General features: G+C 61.8%; 14 protein-coding genes and 1 riboswitch. All 14 genes read right to left on the reverse strand.

Translation table 11 applies throughout. The annotated features are described in order from the left end of the window. Positions 1 to 2: 2 nt before the first annotated feature. The 14 genes from cobT to FGF66_RS00415 all read right to left on the reverse strand — a co-directional run bounded on the left by cobT (position 3) and on the right by FGF66_RS00415 (position 15,545). Positions 3 to 1,064, reverse strand: coding sequence for a nicotinate-nucleotide--dimethylbenzimidazole phosphoribosyltransferase (cobT, locus tag FGF66_RS00350; RefSeq protein ID WP_139455727.1), 1,062 nt, complete (start codon positions 1,062 to 1,064; stop codon positions 3 to 5). 236 nt (positions 1,065 to 1,300) lie between these two features. After that, on the reverse strand, positions 1,301 to 1,819 hold the full coding sequence (gene cobU / locus FGF66_RS00355; protein WP_139455728.1) for a bifunctional adenosylcobinamide kinase/adenosylcobinamide-phosphate guanylyltransferase: 519 nt from the start codon (positions 1,817 to 1,819) through the stop codon (positions 1,301 to 1,303). Between the two features lie 249 nt (positions 1,820 to 2,068). Further along, on the reverse strand, positions 2,069 to 2,860 hold the full coding sequence (gene cbiR, locus FGF66_RS00360) for a cobamide remodeling phosphodiesterase CbiR (RefSeq protein WP_139455729.1): 792 nt from the start codon (positions 2,858 to 2,860) through the stop codon (positions 2,069 to 2,071). Between the two features lies 1 nt (position 2,861). Further along, positions 2,862 to 4,157, reverse strand: coding sequence for an ABC transporter ATP-binding protein (locus tag FGF66_RS00365; RefSeq protein ID WP_139455730.1), 1,296 nt, complete (start codon positions 4,155 to 4,157; stop codon positions 2,862 to 2,864). After that, positions 4,141 to 5,187: a FecCD family ABC transporter permease gene (locus tag FGF66_RS00370; protein ID WP_139455731.1), complete on the reverse strand. Its 1,047-nt coding sequence runs from the start codon at positions 5,185 to 5,187 to the stop codon at positions 4,141 to 4,143. The genes FGF66_RS00365 and FGF66_RS00370 overlap by 17 nt, the downstream gene beginning before the upstream one ends. Beyond that, positions 5,184 to 5,711 carry a cob(I)yrinic acid a,c-diamide adenosyltransferase gene (locus FGF66_RS00375; protein ID WP_139455732.1) on the reverse strand — a complete coding sequence of 176 codons (528 nt, stop codon included), beginning with the start codon at positions 5,709 to 5,711 and terminating at the stop codon, positions 5,184 to 5,186. The genes FGF66_RS00370 and FGF66_RS00375 overlap by 4 nt, the downstream gene beginning before the upstream one ends. Further along, positions 5,708 to 6,676 (reverse strand): adenosylcobinamide-phosphate synthase CbiB, encoded by a 969-nt coding sequence (gene cbiB / locus FGF66_RS00380; protein WP_139455733.1) that lies wholly within the window; start codon positions 6,674 to 6,676, stop codon positions 5,708 to 5,710. Before cbiB ends, FGF66_RS00375 begins: the two co-directional genes overlap by 4 nt. After that, positions 6,673 to 7,782 (reverse strand): threonine-phosphate decarboxylase CobD, encoded by a 1,110-nt coding sequence (cobD, locus tag FGF66_RS00385; RefSeq protein ID WP_139455734.1) that lies wholly within the window; start codon positions 7,780 to 7,782, stop codon positions 6,673 to 6,675. The genes cbiB and cobD overlap by 4 nt, the downstream gene beginning before the upstream one ends. Continuing rightward, on the reverse strand, positions 7,779 to 9,278 hold the full coding sequence (locus FGF66_RS00390; RefSeq protein WP_139455735.1) for a cobyric acid synthase: 1,500 nt from the start codon (positions 9,276 to 9,278) through the stop codon (positions 7,779 to 7,781). The genes cobD and FGF66_RS00390 overlap by 4 nt, the downstream gene beginning before the upstream one ends. A gap of 17 nt (positions 9,279 to 9,295) precedes the next feature. Continuing rightward, positions 9,296 to 9,934, reverse strand: coding sequence for a 5,6-dimethylbenzimidazole synthase (gene bluB / locus FGF66_RS00395; protein WP_139455736.1), 639 nt, complete (start codon positions 9,932 to 9,934; stop codon positions 9,296 to 9,298). Then, positions 9,931 to 10,740, reverse strand: a complete 810-nt coding sequence (locus FGF66_RS00400; RefSeq protein ID WP_139455910.1) for an ABC transporter substrate-binding protein — start codon at positions 10,738 to 10,740, stop codon at positions 9,931 to 9,933. The genes bluB and FGF66_RS00400 overlap by 4 nt, the downstream gene beginning before the upstream one ends. A 22-nt stretch (positions 10,741 to 10,762) precedes the next feature. After that, positions 10,763 to 12,715, reverse strand: a complete 1,953-nt coding sequence (locus FGF66_RS00405) for a TonB-dependent receptor plug domain-containing protein (protein ID WP_139455737.1) — start codon at positions 12,713 to 12,715, stop codon at positions 10,763 to 10,765. Between the two features lie 222 nt (positions 12,716 to 12,937). After that, positions 12,938 to 13,173: riboswitch (cobalamin riboswitch) on the reverse strand. Positions 13,174 to 13,226: 53 nt separating this feature from the next. After that, on the reverse strand, positions 13,227 to 14,909 hold the full coding sequence (locus FGF66_RS00410) for a Na/Pi cotransporter family protein (protein ID WP_246046432.1): 1,683 nt from the start codon (positions 14,907 to 14,909) through the stop codon (positions 13,227 to 13,229). 210 nt (positions 14,910 to 15,119) lie between these two features. Continuing rightward, positions 15,120 to 15,545 carry an SRPBCC family protein gene (locus tag FGF66_RS00415; protein WP_342779621.1) on the reverse strand — a complete coding sequence of 142 codons (426 nt, stop codon included), beginning with the start codon at positions 15,543 to 15,545 and terminating at the stop codon, positions 15,120 to 15,122. Between the last annotated feature and the right edge of the window lie 393 nt (positions 15,546 to 15,938).

Below are 15,938 nucleotides of genomic sequence, written 5' to 3' on the forward strand. Positions count from 1 at the left end.
GTTCAGTCGTGTTTGCCGGAAACTCCCGCCGAACTGAAGGTAGCCATTTCGTTGCAGATTTTCACCGACGCTTCGATCACCTGCATCGCCATCGCCGCGCCGGTGCCTTCGCCGAGCCGCAGGTCGAGGTCGAGGATCGGCCTTGCGCCGAGCTTTTGCATCACCGCGCGGTGCCCCTGCTCGTTGGAGAGGTGGCTGAAGAAAAGGTAGTCGCTCACCTTGCACGAGAGCTTGATGGCGCAAACAGCCGCCGAACTCGAGATGAAGCCATCCACCACCACCGGCACTCCGACCGACGCCGCGCCGAGAATCAGGCCGCAGATGCCCGCGATCTCAAAGCCGCCAAGCGCGGCGAGCACTTCGAGCGGGGTGGCGAGCCGGACGCGATTGACCTCGATTGACCGCTCGATCACCGCAATTTTGTGGCGCAGCCGCTCGTCGTCGATACCCGTGCCGCGCCCGGTGATCGACTCGACCGGCAGATCGAGCAAGGTGGCATAGAGCGCCGTGGCAGGCGTGGTGTTGGCGATGCCCATTTCGCCGGTAGCGAGGAGATCGTACCCCTGCGCGCGCGCCTCGATGGCAAGCTCCGCGCCCGCCATGATCGCATGCAAGGTCTCGTCGAGGCTCATCGCCGGGCCGTGCGCCATGTTCGCCGAGCCGTGCTTCACCTTGCAGCGGCGCAGCATTGGATGCTCCGCGAAATCGTGATTCACCCCCATATCGACCACTTCGAGATCGGCCCCGGCATGGCGCGACAAGACGTCGATGGCCGCGCCGCCACCGAGCATGTTATAGACCATCTGCGGCGTCACCTCGGCGGGATAGGCCGACACACCCTCGGCAGCCACGCCATGATCGCCCGCAAAGCAGAAGACTTTCTTTTTCGACAGCGACGGCTTGACGGTGCCGGTCGCGATGCAATATTTCATGGCGATCTCTTCGAGCCGCCCAAGGCTCCCCTGCGGTTTGGTCAGATCGTCAAGATGCGCCTGAACTGCACCCGTGAGGGACATATCGACAGGCTTGACGGAGGCAAGAAGCTGCTGGAATCGGTCGGTCATGGATGGTACTGATGTTAAATTCGGTGACGAAAAATATGGATAGTTGGATGCTGTACCGAGTGCATTTATAATTGATGATCCAAGCCCTCTCGCCTGTCATTCTGAACTGAGCAACGCGAAGTGAAGAATCCAGTTCTTTTCATATTGCAGGATAAGTGACTCAATCATAAAGCGTTACAAAAAACTCTTGATTCTTCACTTCGTTCAGAATGACAGTGGCGACGAACGGATCAACGCTATTTTTTAAGGACAAGCGGCAAGCCGCTGCACAGCAAATACGCCTGCGTGGCGCGTTCGGCGACTTTGCGGTTGAGCGTTCCGGCCAGGTCGCGGAACTCGCGGGCCATCGCGTTTTCCGGCACGATGCCCATGCCGACTTCGTTTGAGACGAGAATGATGTCGCAGGGCGGCGTTTCGAGCACGGCAAGCAGGGCGGCGATCCGTTCGGAGATCGCCGCTTCGGTGCCGAGATGGTGCATCAGGTTGCCCAGCCACACGGTCAGGCAATCGAGCAGCACCACTCCCGATCCTTCGGGAAGATTCCGCAAAGCCCGATCGATGAACACCGGCTCCTCGACGGTCACGAACTGCCCCTCGCGCTCCTCGCGATGCTTGTCGATGCGCCGCTGCATCTCGCCATCGAACGCCTCGGCGGTAGCGAGAAAGACCCGCTGATCGTAAGGTTCCGCAAGCCGAAGCGCGTAACTGCTCTTGCCGCTCCGCGCTCCGCCGGTTACATAGATTACTTCAGGCATGGTAATACAAATTGATAATCGATCTTACATTCAGAAGGGTTTTAACCCTTCTGACATTCAAAACTCTTACATTCAAATTGCCCCGGCTTTCAAGCCGGGGAACAGATTTCGCCGCCCCTGCTCTTCCCCTTCCCCCCAGAAAGAGATTGGGCTAAAGCCCATATTTATTGGGTGTTATCCCTTTACCCCGGACTAAAGTCCGGGGCAATTGGACAAGAATTATAATCTCCAAAATCATAACGAATCCTGTCATCCCCGAAACCGCTCCAGCGCCTCGCACGACGACAGAAAGTCGGCCTCCGAGAATATCTCCAGCGTGAACACCTTCGGCTCCCCTTCCGCTTTTCGCAATGCTTCGACCACCATGTCGAGCGCTTCGGGGCGCATGTAGGCGAGCGAGTTGTGGTCGCGCCCCTCGGTTGTGCCGTGCATGTGCAGTACTTTCGTGCGCGAGAGGTAGCGCTGAAGATACTCGGCGGTCGGGAAGCCGTAGTATTCGAGATGGCCCACGTCGAGCGTCACCGAAAAGCCGAACTTTTCGACCACCGGCCAGACGATCTCGAAGGGGTAGTTCAGGTTCTCGGCGCAGAACATCTCCGGCGGATGACCGCAGCCGTCGAGCAGCATCCGCGCCGAGTCACCGAGGCTCTCCACGAAGAGCTGCCGCTCCTCGTCGGAAAATGCGTTGATGTCCACGCCTTTGCCCGCCTCGAAGTGCATCACGAAGACCGATTTCGGCAGCGCCTCGGTAAGCTCGATGATCCTGCGGCACTTGCCGACCGAGCGCTCGCGCTCCTGCCGGTCGGGGCTGCCGAGATAGACGTCGAGCGGCAGGTGCACCGAGTAGGTGAGGCCGTGCTCTCCGGCCAGCGCGACCAGCTCCCGGATTACCTCCGGCGAGGGCAGGTTGCTGAACTCGTCGGACTCGAAGAGCACCAGCTCGATGTCTTCGACCTTGCCCGCGAGGTAGCGCACGTTGGGCAGAATGTCGTCCGGGATGATGTAGGAGGAGGTGCCGAGCCTGAAAGGATAACGGTTCATATCAATGCTGCGTCTCTGGTTGCGGCCAGGTCTGTTCGATCCGGGCCATGAGTTCATGAATGTTCGACCACTCCACGGCCCCGCCGTCGCAGAGTTCGCGAGCCTTTGCCGCCGCCGCTTTGCCGGGGGTGTAGTCGCGCGAGGCGATGCCCGCCGCCAGCCACACCGGCTTGCCCGCTTTCAGCGCCAGTTCGGCAAGATCGAGGTTGACGAGGTTGCCGGGGCCGAAGGGCACGAGTCCGGCGACGAGGCCGTCCGCCGCTTCGACCATGCGACGCGCCTGCGAGAGCGCCTCGCCGCCGACCGGCGAAAAGGGCTGTTCGAGCACGGCGGGAATGTCGAGGGCGCGAGCCGCCTCCGAATCGGAGTCGAGCCGGTTGAGCACCCCGGCGGTCAGGTCGAACCCCTCGATGAGCAGCCGCCGGAACAGCTCGATGCCCGATCCGCCGCCGCTGATGACGTGCAGCCGCTTCCGCGCAGGCGGTCGGCGCAGGGCCGCGTCGAGCACGCCGCTCACCACCGGATTGCCGCTGAAAGGATCGCGCCGTACGCGCAGATCGCAGTCATAGACGCGCCGCAGCAGCTCCTCCTCCATCACCTCGCCCGGCGAGCCGTTGCGCACGAGCCGCCCCTTGTCGATGAGCATCAGGCGGTCGGCGATCTGCGCGGCGAGGTTGAGGTCGTGGCTCACGAGCAGCACCGTGATCTTCTCTTCGCGGTTGATGTTCATCAGGATGCGCAGCACCTCTTGGCTGTGGTTGATGTCGAGGTGCGCAATCGACTCGTCGAGCATGATGATGCGCGGCTCCTGAGCGAGCGCCATCGCGAGCGCCGTGCGCTGCTGCTCGCCCGCGCTGAGCTGGTTGAAGAGGCGATCCTTCAGGTCGAGCACGTTGGTGTAGATCATCGCCCGCTCGGCGCTGTCGTGATCGGCGGCGTCCGGCCCGCCCCAGCGCCCGCGCACGCTGCGCCCGATCATGACGATCTCGGCAACCGTGAAGGCCATCGGCGATTCGAGCTTCTGCGGCACCACGCCGATGAGCGAGGCCCGCTCGCGCGGTTTCAGCGACGAAACCTCGCGCCCGAACAACTCCACCCGCCCTTCGAGCGGCTTCAAGAGGCCCGTCGCCGTCTTGAGCATGGTGCTCTTGCCGGAGCCGTTCGGGCCGATCACCGAGACGAACTCCCCCTCGGCGATCTCGAAGCCGACCTCGCGCAGCACCGTGCGCCCCTTGTATCCGGCGGTGACGCCCCGGAAGGCGAGGGCCGGTTTCAGGCGGTCAGTCGATCCAGGCATACTTCATTTTTTTGCGGAGCACGATGAGGAAAAAGGGGCCGCCCGCCAGCGCCGTGACGACGCCGACCGGAATTTCGACCGGGGCCATGAGCGTTCGGGCAAGCGCGTCGCAGAGCACGAGAAACGCGCCGCCGCCGATGGCCGAGGCGGGAATCAGCCAGCGGTGGTCGGGGCCAAAAATCGAGCGCATGACGTGCGGCACGATCAGGCCGACAAAGCCGATCATGCCGCCCATCGAGACCGCCGTAGCCGCGAGCAGCGTCGAGAGCAGCAGGCTCGAAATAGTGACAACCCCGGCGTCGAGGCCCTGGTAGTGCGCCATTTCGCGTCCGAGCGTCAGCACGTTCAGCGCCGGAGCGAAGAGCCACAGGCCAACAATCGCCGCCAGAATGAAGGCGAGCGACACGAACTGCTCCGCCCAGGAAGCTGGCTGAAGGTTGCCGAGCATCCACCAGACCACGGTGTGCATCCCCTCGATGTCGGCGGTCGAAACGAGGAACATGATGACGCTCGAACAGATGGCGCTGACGATCACGCCGCTGAGGATCAGGCTGTAAACCGACGGCACGCCCCCCTGATTGGCGATGGCGTAAACCAGCAGCAGCGTCAGCAAGGCGAAGGCGAACGCCGTCAGCGGCAGGCCAATCGCGCCGATGAACGCGCCGCCGATGAGAATGCTCAACGCCGCGCCGAGTCCCGCGCCGCCGCTCACGCCAAGCACGTAGGGTTCGGCGAGCGGATTGCGCAGGATAGCCTGGAACACCGTGCCGGAGGTCGAGAGGGCCGCGCCGACGAGCATTCCCATGAAGAAGCGCCCAAGCCGCAGGTCGAGAATGGCGCGGCCCGAAACGCTCGCCGTGTCGGGCAGGCCGACGCCCGACGGGCCGAGCATCGCCGACACCGCGAAGAGCACCGGCACGGCGGCGGCGAGCAGGAGCGCCCGGCGACGGTTCTTCGGCGAACCGTTGAACGGAGCGGGTCGGCAGCCGTCGCCGCATTTGGATGTGGAGCCTCCCTTCGCCAGACTCACTCCTCCACTCCGGCCTGCGAGAGCAAGCCCTGCTCGTAGCCATGCTTGACCATGCGCATCTCGGTCACAGTGTCGGCCAGATCGATGAGCGCATGCGGCGCGTTGCGCCCGGTGAGCACGATGATCTTGTCGCTGGCATCGACAAGCGCCTCGAGGAGCGGCTGGAGCGGAATGATATTTTTGGACAGGGCGAAGCACACCTCGTCGAGCAGCACGAAATCGTACTCGTCCGAAGCCAGCGCGTCGAGCGCCTCCTCGAAGCCGTACTCCGCCGCCTGTTTGTGCTTCTCCATCATCGGGCTGTCGGGACTGGTCGGCAGGAACCCCTTGCCGTAGTGATCCCACTCGACCTCCTCGAAGCGCGTGAAGAAGAGCACCTCGCCAACCCCCTCCTGCGCCTTGACGAACTGGATGACCCGAGTCTTCATGCCGTGGCCGAGGGCGCGGGCGAGCATTCCGAACGCCGCCGTGCTTTTGCCTTTGCCGTTGCCGGTAAAGAGGAGAACCCTTTTCTGCTGTTTCATAATATCGTGCTTATCGTGATGTAATGTATAAAGATAAGGATGATGACCCCCGCCGCGAGAAAAAGCGTCGTCGTGGCGTACATCAGACGCATGGCGCGGCTGATCGTGGCGGCCTCCATCGCGCCCTCGCGGATGCCGAGCGTCGGCACGGTTTTGGTGACGCCGCCGTAGCTCCGCTCTCCTCCGAGCGTCACGCCGAGCGCTCCGGCGAAGGCCGATTCGGGATAGCCCGCATTCGGACTCTCGTGCCGACGAGCGCCTTCCGTGACCGAGCGGAACATCGCCGCCGGATCGAGCCGTAAAATAAACGCCGCGCCCGCAACCGCCAAAACCGTCAGCCTCGCCGGAAGCCAGTTCATCAGATCGTCGAACCGCGCCGAGGCCCAGCCAAATTCGCGGTAACGCTCGTTGCGGTAGCCGAACATCGAGTCGAGCGTGTTCGAAGCCTTGTAGAGCCACGCCCCCGCCGGGCCGTAGAGTATGCCGTAAAAAAGCGGCGCTATCACGCCATCAGACGTATTTTCTGCCACGCTCTCCACGGCGGCCCGCGCCACCCCCTCCTCGTCGAGCAACGCCGTGTCGCGCCCGACCATCATCGCCACCCTCCGGCGGGCAAGTTCGAGATCGCCCGCGAGCAACGCATCGCGCACGGCAGCGGCGTGATCGGCGAGGTCACGCGGCGCAATCGCGAAATAGAGCAAGAGTATAGACACCGCGACGCCCGCGAGCGGATGCAGCCGCGACGCCTGCCAGACAAGCGACTGCACGACGGCGACAGTCGAGGCGATCACCGTCGCCGCCGTCAAAATGCCCGCCAGTCGAAGCGGCAGAAAGCGCATCGCACGGAACAACGCCTCCGCGCCGGTCGCAAGCTTGCCGACCAGCCGCACCGGATGCGGAAACCACTGCGGATCGCCGAGGAGGAGATCGAGCAGGAACGCCGCTGGCATGAGCAACAAGGTCACGACACCGCCTCCTCGACGGCGGCTTTCGCGATCCAGGACGCTTCGGCAAAGTCGTTCAACGCCGACACGAGGTGGCGGTTCTCGTCGGACGTGCGAATGCAGAAACGAAAAGACACCGGCGCAATTCCCTCGAAATTCCGGCAGTCCCGGACGAGAATCCCGCGCTCGGCGAAAAATCCGAGCAGCGCGTCGAGCATGTGGCCGTCGGCAACGGAGGCGAAAAAAAAGTTCGCCGCTCCGCCATGCAACGTAATCGCGGAGTTACCGGCCAGTCCGTCGGCAATCTGGCGGCGTCCCTCGCGGACGATGGAACGCACCTCCTCTTCGTACTCGCCGCATTGCAGCAGAAGCCCGGCGGTGTGCTCCGCGACGGTGTTGACCGTCCACGGCTCCTTGTGGCCGTAGAGCCGCTCGATCATCGCCGGATGCGCCACGATTGCGCCAAGCCGCAATCCGGCAATGGCGTAAAACTTGGTGAGCGAATGGATCACCACGATGTTCCGGAACGCGCGGATTTCTGTCATCAGCGAGTTCGACGGAAACGCCTCCGTGAACTGGATGAACGCCTCATCGACGATGAACTGCTTCTCCGGAAAGCGGCAAGCGAGCGCAAGCAGCAACTCCTTGGGAATCAGCGTACCGGTCGGGTTGTTCGGGCTTCCGGCGATCATCGCGTCGCATCCGGCGAGAGCTTCGGCGAGCTCGTCGATGCCGGGAAAGGCGAAGCTCTCCCGCTCGCTCAGTGAAAGCGGGACGACCTCCGCACCGGCGAGTCGGCAGGCGCGTCCGTAATCGAAAAACGATGGCTGCGGCACGAGCACGCGCTTCAGGCCAAGCGCTCTCGGCAGGAGATAGACGCCCTCGATGGCCCCGTTCGTGGCGAGTACGCACTCGGGATCGAGACCGAAACGGGCGACGTAAAAATCGCGGACGCCGCGCCCGTCCATCGAGGGATAGGCGGCAAGCTGAATTGACGGAGACAAGAGCGACTCCAGCGGCGGAGCAATGGGCGCGAGATTGACGCTGAAATCGAGCACAGCGCCGCCGCCCACCAGCTCACCCGTGCGGTCGCCGTGGCAATGTGCAAGAAGATGGTCGCCGCTCACGACGCGCTCCCCTTCGTGACGGAAATACCGGCAATCTCGAAAAGCGCGTCGAGATCGAGATTGGCCGCGAAGTGCGCGGCAAGCAGCTCGAACGGATCGGCGGTGAAGGCGGCAGATTGCTCATACTCGCTGTCGAGCAAACGCAGGAACCAGCTCCGAACGCCGGGTTCGTCGAAAAAGCCGTGGAAGTAGGTTCCCATCACCCGCCCATCCGCGCTGCGTACGCCGTCGAAATCTTCAGAGCGGACGCCGTTGCGCTCCTTCACCTCGATGAGCGGCGACGCACCCCCGGCGAGCGTCGTGCGGCCCATGTGAATCTCGTAACCGCTGACGGCGCATGACGTTCCGGCGAGTTTTCCGACGCTGTTAGAGAGCGCCTTTTCGCGTTCGAGCACCGTTTCGACCGGCAACATGCCGAGCGCCGCGCTCGCGCCCGGAACGCCCTCGACGCCGTGCGGATCGGCGATGCTCTCGCCGAGCATCTGGTAGCCGCCGCAGAGGCCGACGATCACGCCGCCCTGCGCCCGGAACGCCTCGATCTCTTTGCGCCACCCCATCCGTTCGAGCCATTCGAAGTCGCCGCGCACGTTTTTCGACCCCGGCAGCACCAGCGCCTTGTAAGCGTCAAGCGGCCTCGGATGGTGCAGGTAGTGCAGCTCGACTGCCGCGTCCGCTTCCAGCGGCGAGAGGTCGGTGAAGTTGGAGATGTGCGGGAAGTAGATCGCCGCAATGCCGATTTTTTCAGCGGACGGATCGCGCTTCGGATCGACCACCGAGGAGAGCGGCACGGCGTCCTCGGCGTCGATGGTGAAGCCCCGGAAATACGGAATCACGCCAAGCACCGGTACGCCGGTCATCGATTCGAGCATTTTTACGCCATCCTCGAACAGTGATTTGTCGCCCCGGAAACGGTTCACGATCACCCCTTTGACCAGCGCCCGGTCTTCGGGCGGAATCACCGCGAGCGTACCCGCCACCTGCGCAAAGACGCCGCCACGATCGATGTCGGCAACGAGAATCACCGCCGCCCCGGCCCGTCGGGCGCTGCGAAAGTTGACAAAATCGCGCTCATACAGATTCATCTCGGCGCACGATCCGGCCCCTTCGAGCACGATCATCTCGTGCCGCGCCATGAGCCTGTCGAGGCTCTCGAAGGCCGCCTCCGCCCAGCGCCGCGTGTCGCCAAAATATTCGCGGGCCGTCCTGTCCGTGCAGACGCGCCCTTGCAGCACGACCTGCGCCCCCGTGTCGGTGTTGGGCTTGAGCAGCACCGGATTCATGTCGGCGTGGGGCGCGACCCGTGCGGCCTGGGCCTGCACGATCTGCGCCCGCCCCATCTCGAAGCCGTCGGGCGTGACGCCGGAGTTGTTCGACATGTTCTGCGCCTTGTACGGAGCCACATCGACGCCCGCGTTGCGGAAGATGCGGCAGAGCGCGGTGGCCACGATGCTCTTGCCCGCGTCCGAGGCGGTGCCGAGTACGGCAATATTGATCATGGGCGTTGCCGTATTTTTCACCACTGCTCCTGATGGACGAGGTCGTCGAGCGCGAGGCGCGGCAACCAGCCCGCCTGCTCCAGCTCCGGCATGTCGTGGAAAAAGCTCACCTTGCCGATGCAGAGCCACGCCACCGGCACGATGTGCTCCGGAATGCCGAGCGCCTGGCGAACGCTGTCGTGATGGATGATGCTCACCCAGCCGACGCCGAGATTTTCCGCGCGGGCGGCGAGCCACAGATTCTGCACCGCGCAGACCGAACTGTACAAATCCATCTCGGGATTGGCCGTCCGCCCGATCACCACCTCGCCGCTGCGCGTCCGGTCGCAGGTGACACAGACGCCGACCGGCGCTTCGAGAATTCCTTCGAGCTTGAAGCCGCGATACTGCTCCCGTCGCTCCCCGTCGAACATCGCCGCCGCCTCGGCGTGGGCGACTTCGAAGCCCGCCTTGATCTGCTTGCGCACCTCGAAGTCGCGCACGACGACAAAGTCCCACGGCTGCATGAAGCCCACGCTCGGCGCGTGATGCGCCGCGTCGAGCACCCGGCGGAGCACCTCCTCCGGCACCGGGTCGGGCAGATACTGTCCGCGCACGTCGCGGCGGCTGTATATTACTTTATAGAGCGCGTCACGCTCGTCAGCATTGATGGTCATTTCGATTCATTTTTCTGATTACGGCTGCCGAACTGCCATTTCAAATCCGCAAGTCCTTCAAGAACTTTTGGCGATGGCGACACAAAATGCGGGCCATCGAGGCGCACGATCTGGTAGTTGCCTTCGGGAATCCGCACGGGGCATTCGTAGCCATCTTTCTGGAGCACAAAGACGATCTCCGGCTTTTTCTCCTCGACCAGCTCCCAGACGGTGCCGATCAGCTCCGTCGGCGCGACATGGCGGATGCCGGGATAGTCCTCGACAACCTGGAATCCCGCCGCCGTGAAAAGCTCGTGGAGATACGTATTGACGCCGAACGAGAACGGGTTGCCCTCGCAGCTCGAAAGAATCAGCGCCCGCCGTCCGCCGCCGTTGACCTGCGACGCGGCCTCGCGCCACTGCCGCTCGAAAGCCTCGGCCCTGCGCTCGCTCCCCTCGATGCCGAGCGCGTCGCAGATGGCGCGGATGTTTCCGCCGATTTCGCTCATGCTCCGGAAGCCGTGCAGCACGAAGCACTTCGCGCCTTCGGGCGTCACTCGCTTGCAGACATCCGGGCCACCCCAGTCCGAGACGAAGAGGTAATCGGGATGCAGCGCCGCGATGGCCGCCGGATCGGGATCGATCACGCCACCGGTCTTCGGCAGGTCGAGATCGTCGTAGCGGCTCACGCCCGCGATCCGGTTTTCGAGACCGAGAGAGCGCAAGGTATCGGTAATGTAGGGCGACTGGCTGACGATGCGCCCCTCCGCCCTCCCCGCCGCTCCCGCAAAAAGCAGGAGTAGCAGGGTCATGACTATTTTTTTCATGATCGGCATGAAATTACATGATTCAGATGTCTGCCTTCAGACCCAACACAAAGGTGCGGCCCGGCATGGGATAACCCGTGACATACTGATAATCCCGGTCAAAGAGGTTGTTGATCTCGGCCTTGACCGTGATTCCCGGCCCGGTTATGCCTTTGTCTCCAAATGGAAACTTCCTCGAAACGGACAAATTGGCCACGGCGAATCCGCCTTTCGGAACCACTTCGCCAGAGCCGGTTTCATAGTTCTGGACAAAGGTCTTGCCGCTGTAGGCGAGATTGAACGCGCCGTTGAAGCCGCGCCCGTCGCGCACTTTCAGCCCGGTGCTGGCGTTCCACTGCGGCGTGAAAAGCAGGTCGTCGCCGCTCGTGTTGTCACGATACTTCAAGAGATGCGTGTACCCGGCATACGGTTCGAGCGTCCACGAAGAGCCATCGAGCTTGAAAACCTTGGAGAGTTCGGCTTCGATTCCAGACACCGTGGCACTGCCAATGTTGCGATAGGTGTAAGTCGAGGCGGCAATCGCTTCGGTCTGGATCATATCCGTGTAATCGGTACTGAACCAAGTCAGCGAAGCATTGAACCCTTTCCAGGCGAGATCCATGCCGACCTCATAGGTATCGCTCGCCTCCGGCTTGAGATCGGGATTGCCGATGTAGGTTGTCCCCCAGCTCGTGATATTGGCGGCAAGCTCCCGCTCCGACGGCATCCTGAAGCCTTCGGCGAACGAACCCCTGAACTTGAGCGCATCGCTTGCCTGCCACGCGACTCCGGCCTGATGCGCGAAGTTGTCCTTGCTCCTCGACGTGCCTTCGCTTGCTTTCATTTTGACACGATAATCGTCATAACGCACGCCTGCGGTCAGAATCAGGCGCTCGTCGAACAGGCCATATTTGCCGAGAAGGAAACCGGCCGGATTTTCATACGTGGCCCAGCTCGGCGTCAAGGTGGAATCGACTTCGTATTTCAGCCAGTCAAATCCTGTCGTGAGTCTGAGCGCTCCCGGCTGCCAGGTAACCTGCGCCTGCGCCCCTTGCTGGTCAACATTTTTGGTGCTTTCGTACCCGCTGCTCGGATCGACATAGCGATACTTGTCCTCACCGGTGAAGTAGCGGGCCATCCACGAAACGTTGCGGCTGGAGGTTGCGCCGTCATACCTGAAATCGACCGAATGATTGTTCTGAACCGTATAGGCGTCCAGATCGGGCGAACTCAGATAGCTTGGCGAACCAGCCTTGTCCACATCGAAGGAGTGAACGATCATGCCTATCCGGTGGCCGTCGGCAATCTCGTATCCTACATTGAGACTCGCCATCTTCTGATCCTGATAGCCGGTATTCTGGTAGGTCTCTCCTTTGCCCGTCTTGTAGCTTCCGGAATCCGATTTCGAGATGCTGCCTGAATAGTCGAAGCGTCCGGATTTGCCCTGAATGGTGGCTTCGGTTTTCGAGAAGTCGTTGCTGCCGAGTTCCTGTTCGATCGAAGCCGAAGGCGCACCCGATCCCTTGACCGTAATCACGTTGATCACGCCGCCAATCGCCGCTGAACCATACTGCACGGCGGCTGGCCCCCTGACGATCTCGATGCGCTCGACGTTCGACGTCATGATCTTGGCGAGGTTGCCGGTTCCTGCGCGGCGGCCATCGAGCAGCACGAGCACCTTGCCCATCAGGTCGTTGCCGTGGGTTTCAGTCCTGAAGCCGCGGATGCCGACGGAGGTCGAAGTTCCGGGATATTTCTGGATGTGTCCGAGATTTTTCTCCGCGAGAAGTTCACTGAGATCGTTGGCCGACGACTCGCTGATCTCCTCTTTGGTGATGATGGTAACGTTCGAGGTCAGCTCTTTTTTCGGCTGCGGCACCCGGCTGGAGGTTACGACGATTTCGTTGCCGGCATACGCCAGCAAGGTCTCTTCGGCGTGGAGCGTGGGGCTGGCGAGCATGGCTGCCATGAGAGTGGCGAGCGTTCGTTTGTTCATGGTGTTGTCCTGTGTTGAATTGAAAAAAATCAACAGACAGGGGTTGAGGAAAAGGACTGACCCGGTTCCCGGCGGAACAGCTCGATGGTTTGACAATGCTTGAGATGCGTCAAAGCGAAATTCACGCCCTTGACGTACAAAAGAGAGTGCATTGAAAAACAGTGCTGAACAATCGGTGGTACCGGAAGCGCTTTGCCTGACTATTAACCCGTAGTCTTGTTTCTGAGCAAAGAGTAACTGGCAGGTCTCCTGACTTTAACGGCTGAACCGCTGCGGCCTTCCCGCCCCGTCCGTGGAGGACTTCGGGCAGTGACACACAGCGACTGCGAGCATCGAGGCATGTGGCCATGCCTGCTTGCGGCAGTTTTCCGTTGTACAGTTGCGGGTACAGTGTACGAATCTCACGTACTTCCCTATTCTCCGGCTTTGAAGCCGGCACCAGCTAATCATGTGAAAGAACAATCATCTTTGCGGGCGCAATTTACGATTTTCCCGCTCAATTGCAAGCGACTCACCCCTTGCCGTCGTCAGCCATGCGGATGATGGCGCGGGCCATCGACATGGCTTGATGATGCAGCGCATCGAGCGCCCGGAGCAGCTCCATGTGCAGGTCGTGCGTCCGTTCCGACTCCGGGCGGCTTTTGATGCGCCGCATGTGCGAAAAGCCGAGTTCGAGGAACATGCGGTCGAACGCCTTGCCCTCGTCGAGCACCGCCGACGCCCTGCGGAAGCTCATCTCCTCGATGGCCAGGCTCATGGCCGCAATCTCGCGGCACACCTGCTCGTGAAGCTGCGCGATCTCCCGCTTGCCCTCCCTGGTCAGTTCGTTGTCGAAACCGCCGGAGGGAAAGTCGGCAAGCAGCGTTTCGACCACATCCCCCGCCGCCTCGATCTCCTTCGCCAGCGCCATCAGGGCCGCCGCCTCCCGGATGAGCGGCTCGCCAACCGCCTCCTGCATGAGGCGAATCAGGTACGCCGTCACCTTCTTCTCCAGAAAATCGAGCTTCTCCTCGCGCATCAAAAGCCCGTCGAAAACCGGCAAGCGCGAATAGACGATGTCCCGCCCGCGCCCGTCGCCGAGAAACGGCTCCGGTAAAGCCCGCGACATGCGTCCGAGAATCTTGTTCATGCGCGAAACCTCCAGCCGGGCCAGCCCGATGGCCACCTCCGGAGTGGCGAGCGCGGAGTCGCGCAGATGCCACACGGCGGGAATCCGCCCGCTCTCTTCGGGATCGTCGGGCAGCAGCTTGACGAGCAGTCGCCCGAACTGCGGCAGGAACGGCAGAAACAGCAGCGCCATGAAAAGGTTGGAAAAAGTGTGCGCGTTGGCGATCTGCCGGGCAAGCCCTCCGGCGGCATCGGAGGGCGAAATGGCGCGGATCAGGTCGAGCCAGGGCGGCAGAAAGATGAGAAAGAGGATGACATAGGAGACATTGAAAACAAGCTGCGCCAGAAAGACCCGGCGGGCGGGCCGAACGCTTCCGGCGCTGCCGATGGCCGCCGTGATGCAGGTGCCGATGTTGGCCCCGAGCATGAGCGGCACGGCCACTTCGAGCGTGAGCGTACCTTGCTGCGCCATCGTGATCAGAATGGCGACGAAGGCTCCGCTGCTCTGGATGAGCGCCGTCATGACCGCACCGGCCAGTACGCAAAGCAGGGGATTTTCGAGCGTGGTGAGAATCGCCAGAAACTGCTCGCTCGACTGGAGCGGCGCGACCGCCACGCCCATGAGCTTGAGGCCAAAAAAAAGCAGGCCGAGGCCGGAGAGCACCTCGCCGAAGAGCGAAACAGCCCGGTTCCGGCGGAGAAGCGACAGGAAAAAGCCGAGCGCGAAGAGCGGCAAGCCGAACTCCCCCGGCGAAAAGGCGATGAGCTGCGCCATCGTGGTGGTGCCGATCTCCGCGCCAAGCACCACGCCGAGCGACTGCGAAAAGGTGAGAATCCGCGACTGCACCAGCCCGATGAGCGTGAGCATCACCATGCTGCTCGACTGCACGGCCACGGTAGCCACCGCGCCGGAGAGCAGCGCCGAGAGCGGGTTGCCGGTAATCGTGGCCAGCCACCCGGCAACTCGCCCGCTCGAAGCCTTGCGAAGCCCCGCGCTGAGCGACTTCATCCCCAGCAGAAACACCGCCAGCCCACCCGCGAAGAGCAGAAGGTTGGACAGTAACGATTGCGATTCCATGTTCTCCATGAGCAATTATTGCCGGCAATAAAAGATTCTCTTCGACAGCCTCTTCTCTTACATTCAGCAGGGTTTCAACCCTGCGGACATTCAGACCTCTTACATTCATGTTGCCCCGGCTTTCAAGCCGGGGACAGCCATTCCACAAATAACTCCGGGCTTCAGCCCAATCTCCTCTTGCCGATTCCGACAACAATCTCGATGCGGTGTCCCCCCAATTCAAAACGCTCCCAGAATCTCCGCCACCTTGCGCCGCCGGTACTCGAACACCTCGTCGAGCCGCCGCCCCACGATCAGCGCTTCGACCACCTCACCAAGCATGTCGAACGGCAGCGCGTACTCCACGATGTCGGTCATCTCCGTGCCGCCTTCGATAGCGAGGAAGCGGTGCGTGTGATGCCACAGCTCGTACGGCCCTTCAAGCTGGCGATCCTCGAAGAAGTCGGGCCGCGAGACCCGCATGATTTCGGTCGTCCACCGCACGGGAATCATCATGAAGGGATAGAGCGTGTAGCTCAGTTGCATCCCTTCGTAAATCGGTTTTCCGGAGCTGCCGCCATCGACCCGCAAAAACATCTCCGGCGGAGTGATCCGGGCCAGATTGTCCGGCTGCGAAAAAAAGTCCCAAGCTACTTCTATCGGCACAGGCAACCGCTGTACCCAGGTTTTTGTATGCAGATTCATTACTTCCAATAAAACTCAAGTTCCATTGCCGCCCTTACCTTTCCGGCCTCTTTGCTGTAACGAAACTCGCCCGTAAAAGTATCCCCTTGAGGCTTTTACCACAGATTTTTTGCCGTCGTGGTTCACCAAGCTCCGCCATCAACACGCCTGGATGCACGATGCGCTGTAGGGGCAGACCTGCGTGTCTCCCCAGGTTTTTTGTCGTGGTGAAATGCGGGATTTTGCTTATGATTTACTTGTGACGTAAACGTTTGTGGCGTCTGCTCCGAAGTCGCTCATGCGCGAGATAACCGTCTAACTATTGACAGAAAAACCGATAGGTTGTAAGCAGCGGGCTTATGCTGACGCTGATCA

This window comes from Chlorobaculum thiosulfatiphilum, from assembly GCF_006265165.1.
Classification (GTDB): domain Bacteria; phylum Bacteroidota; class Chlorobiia; order Chlorobiales; family Chlorobiaceae; genus Chlorobaculum; species Chlorobaculum thiosulfatiphilum.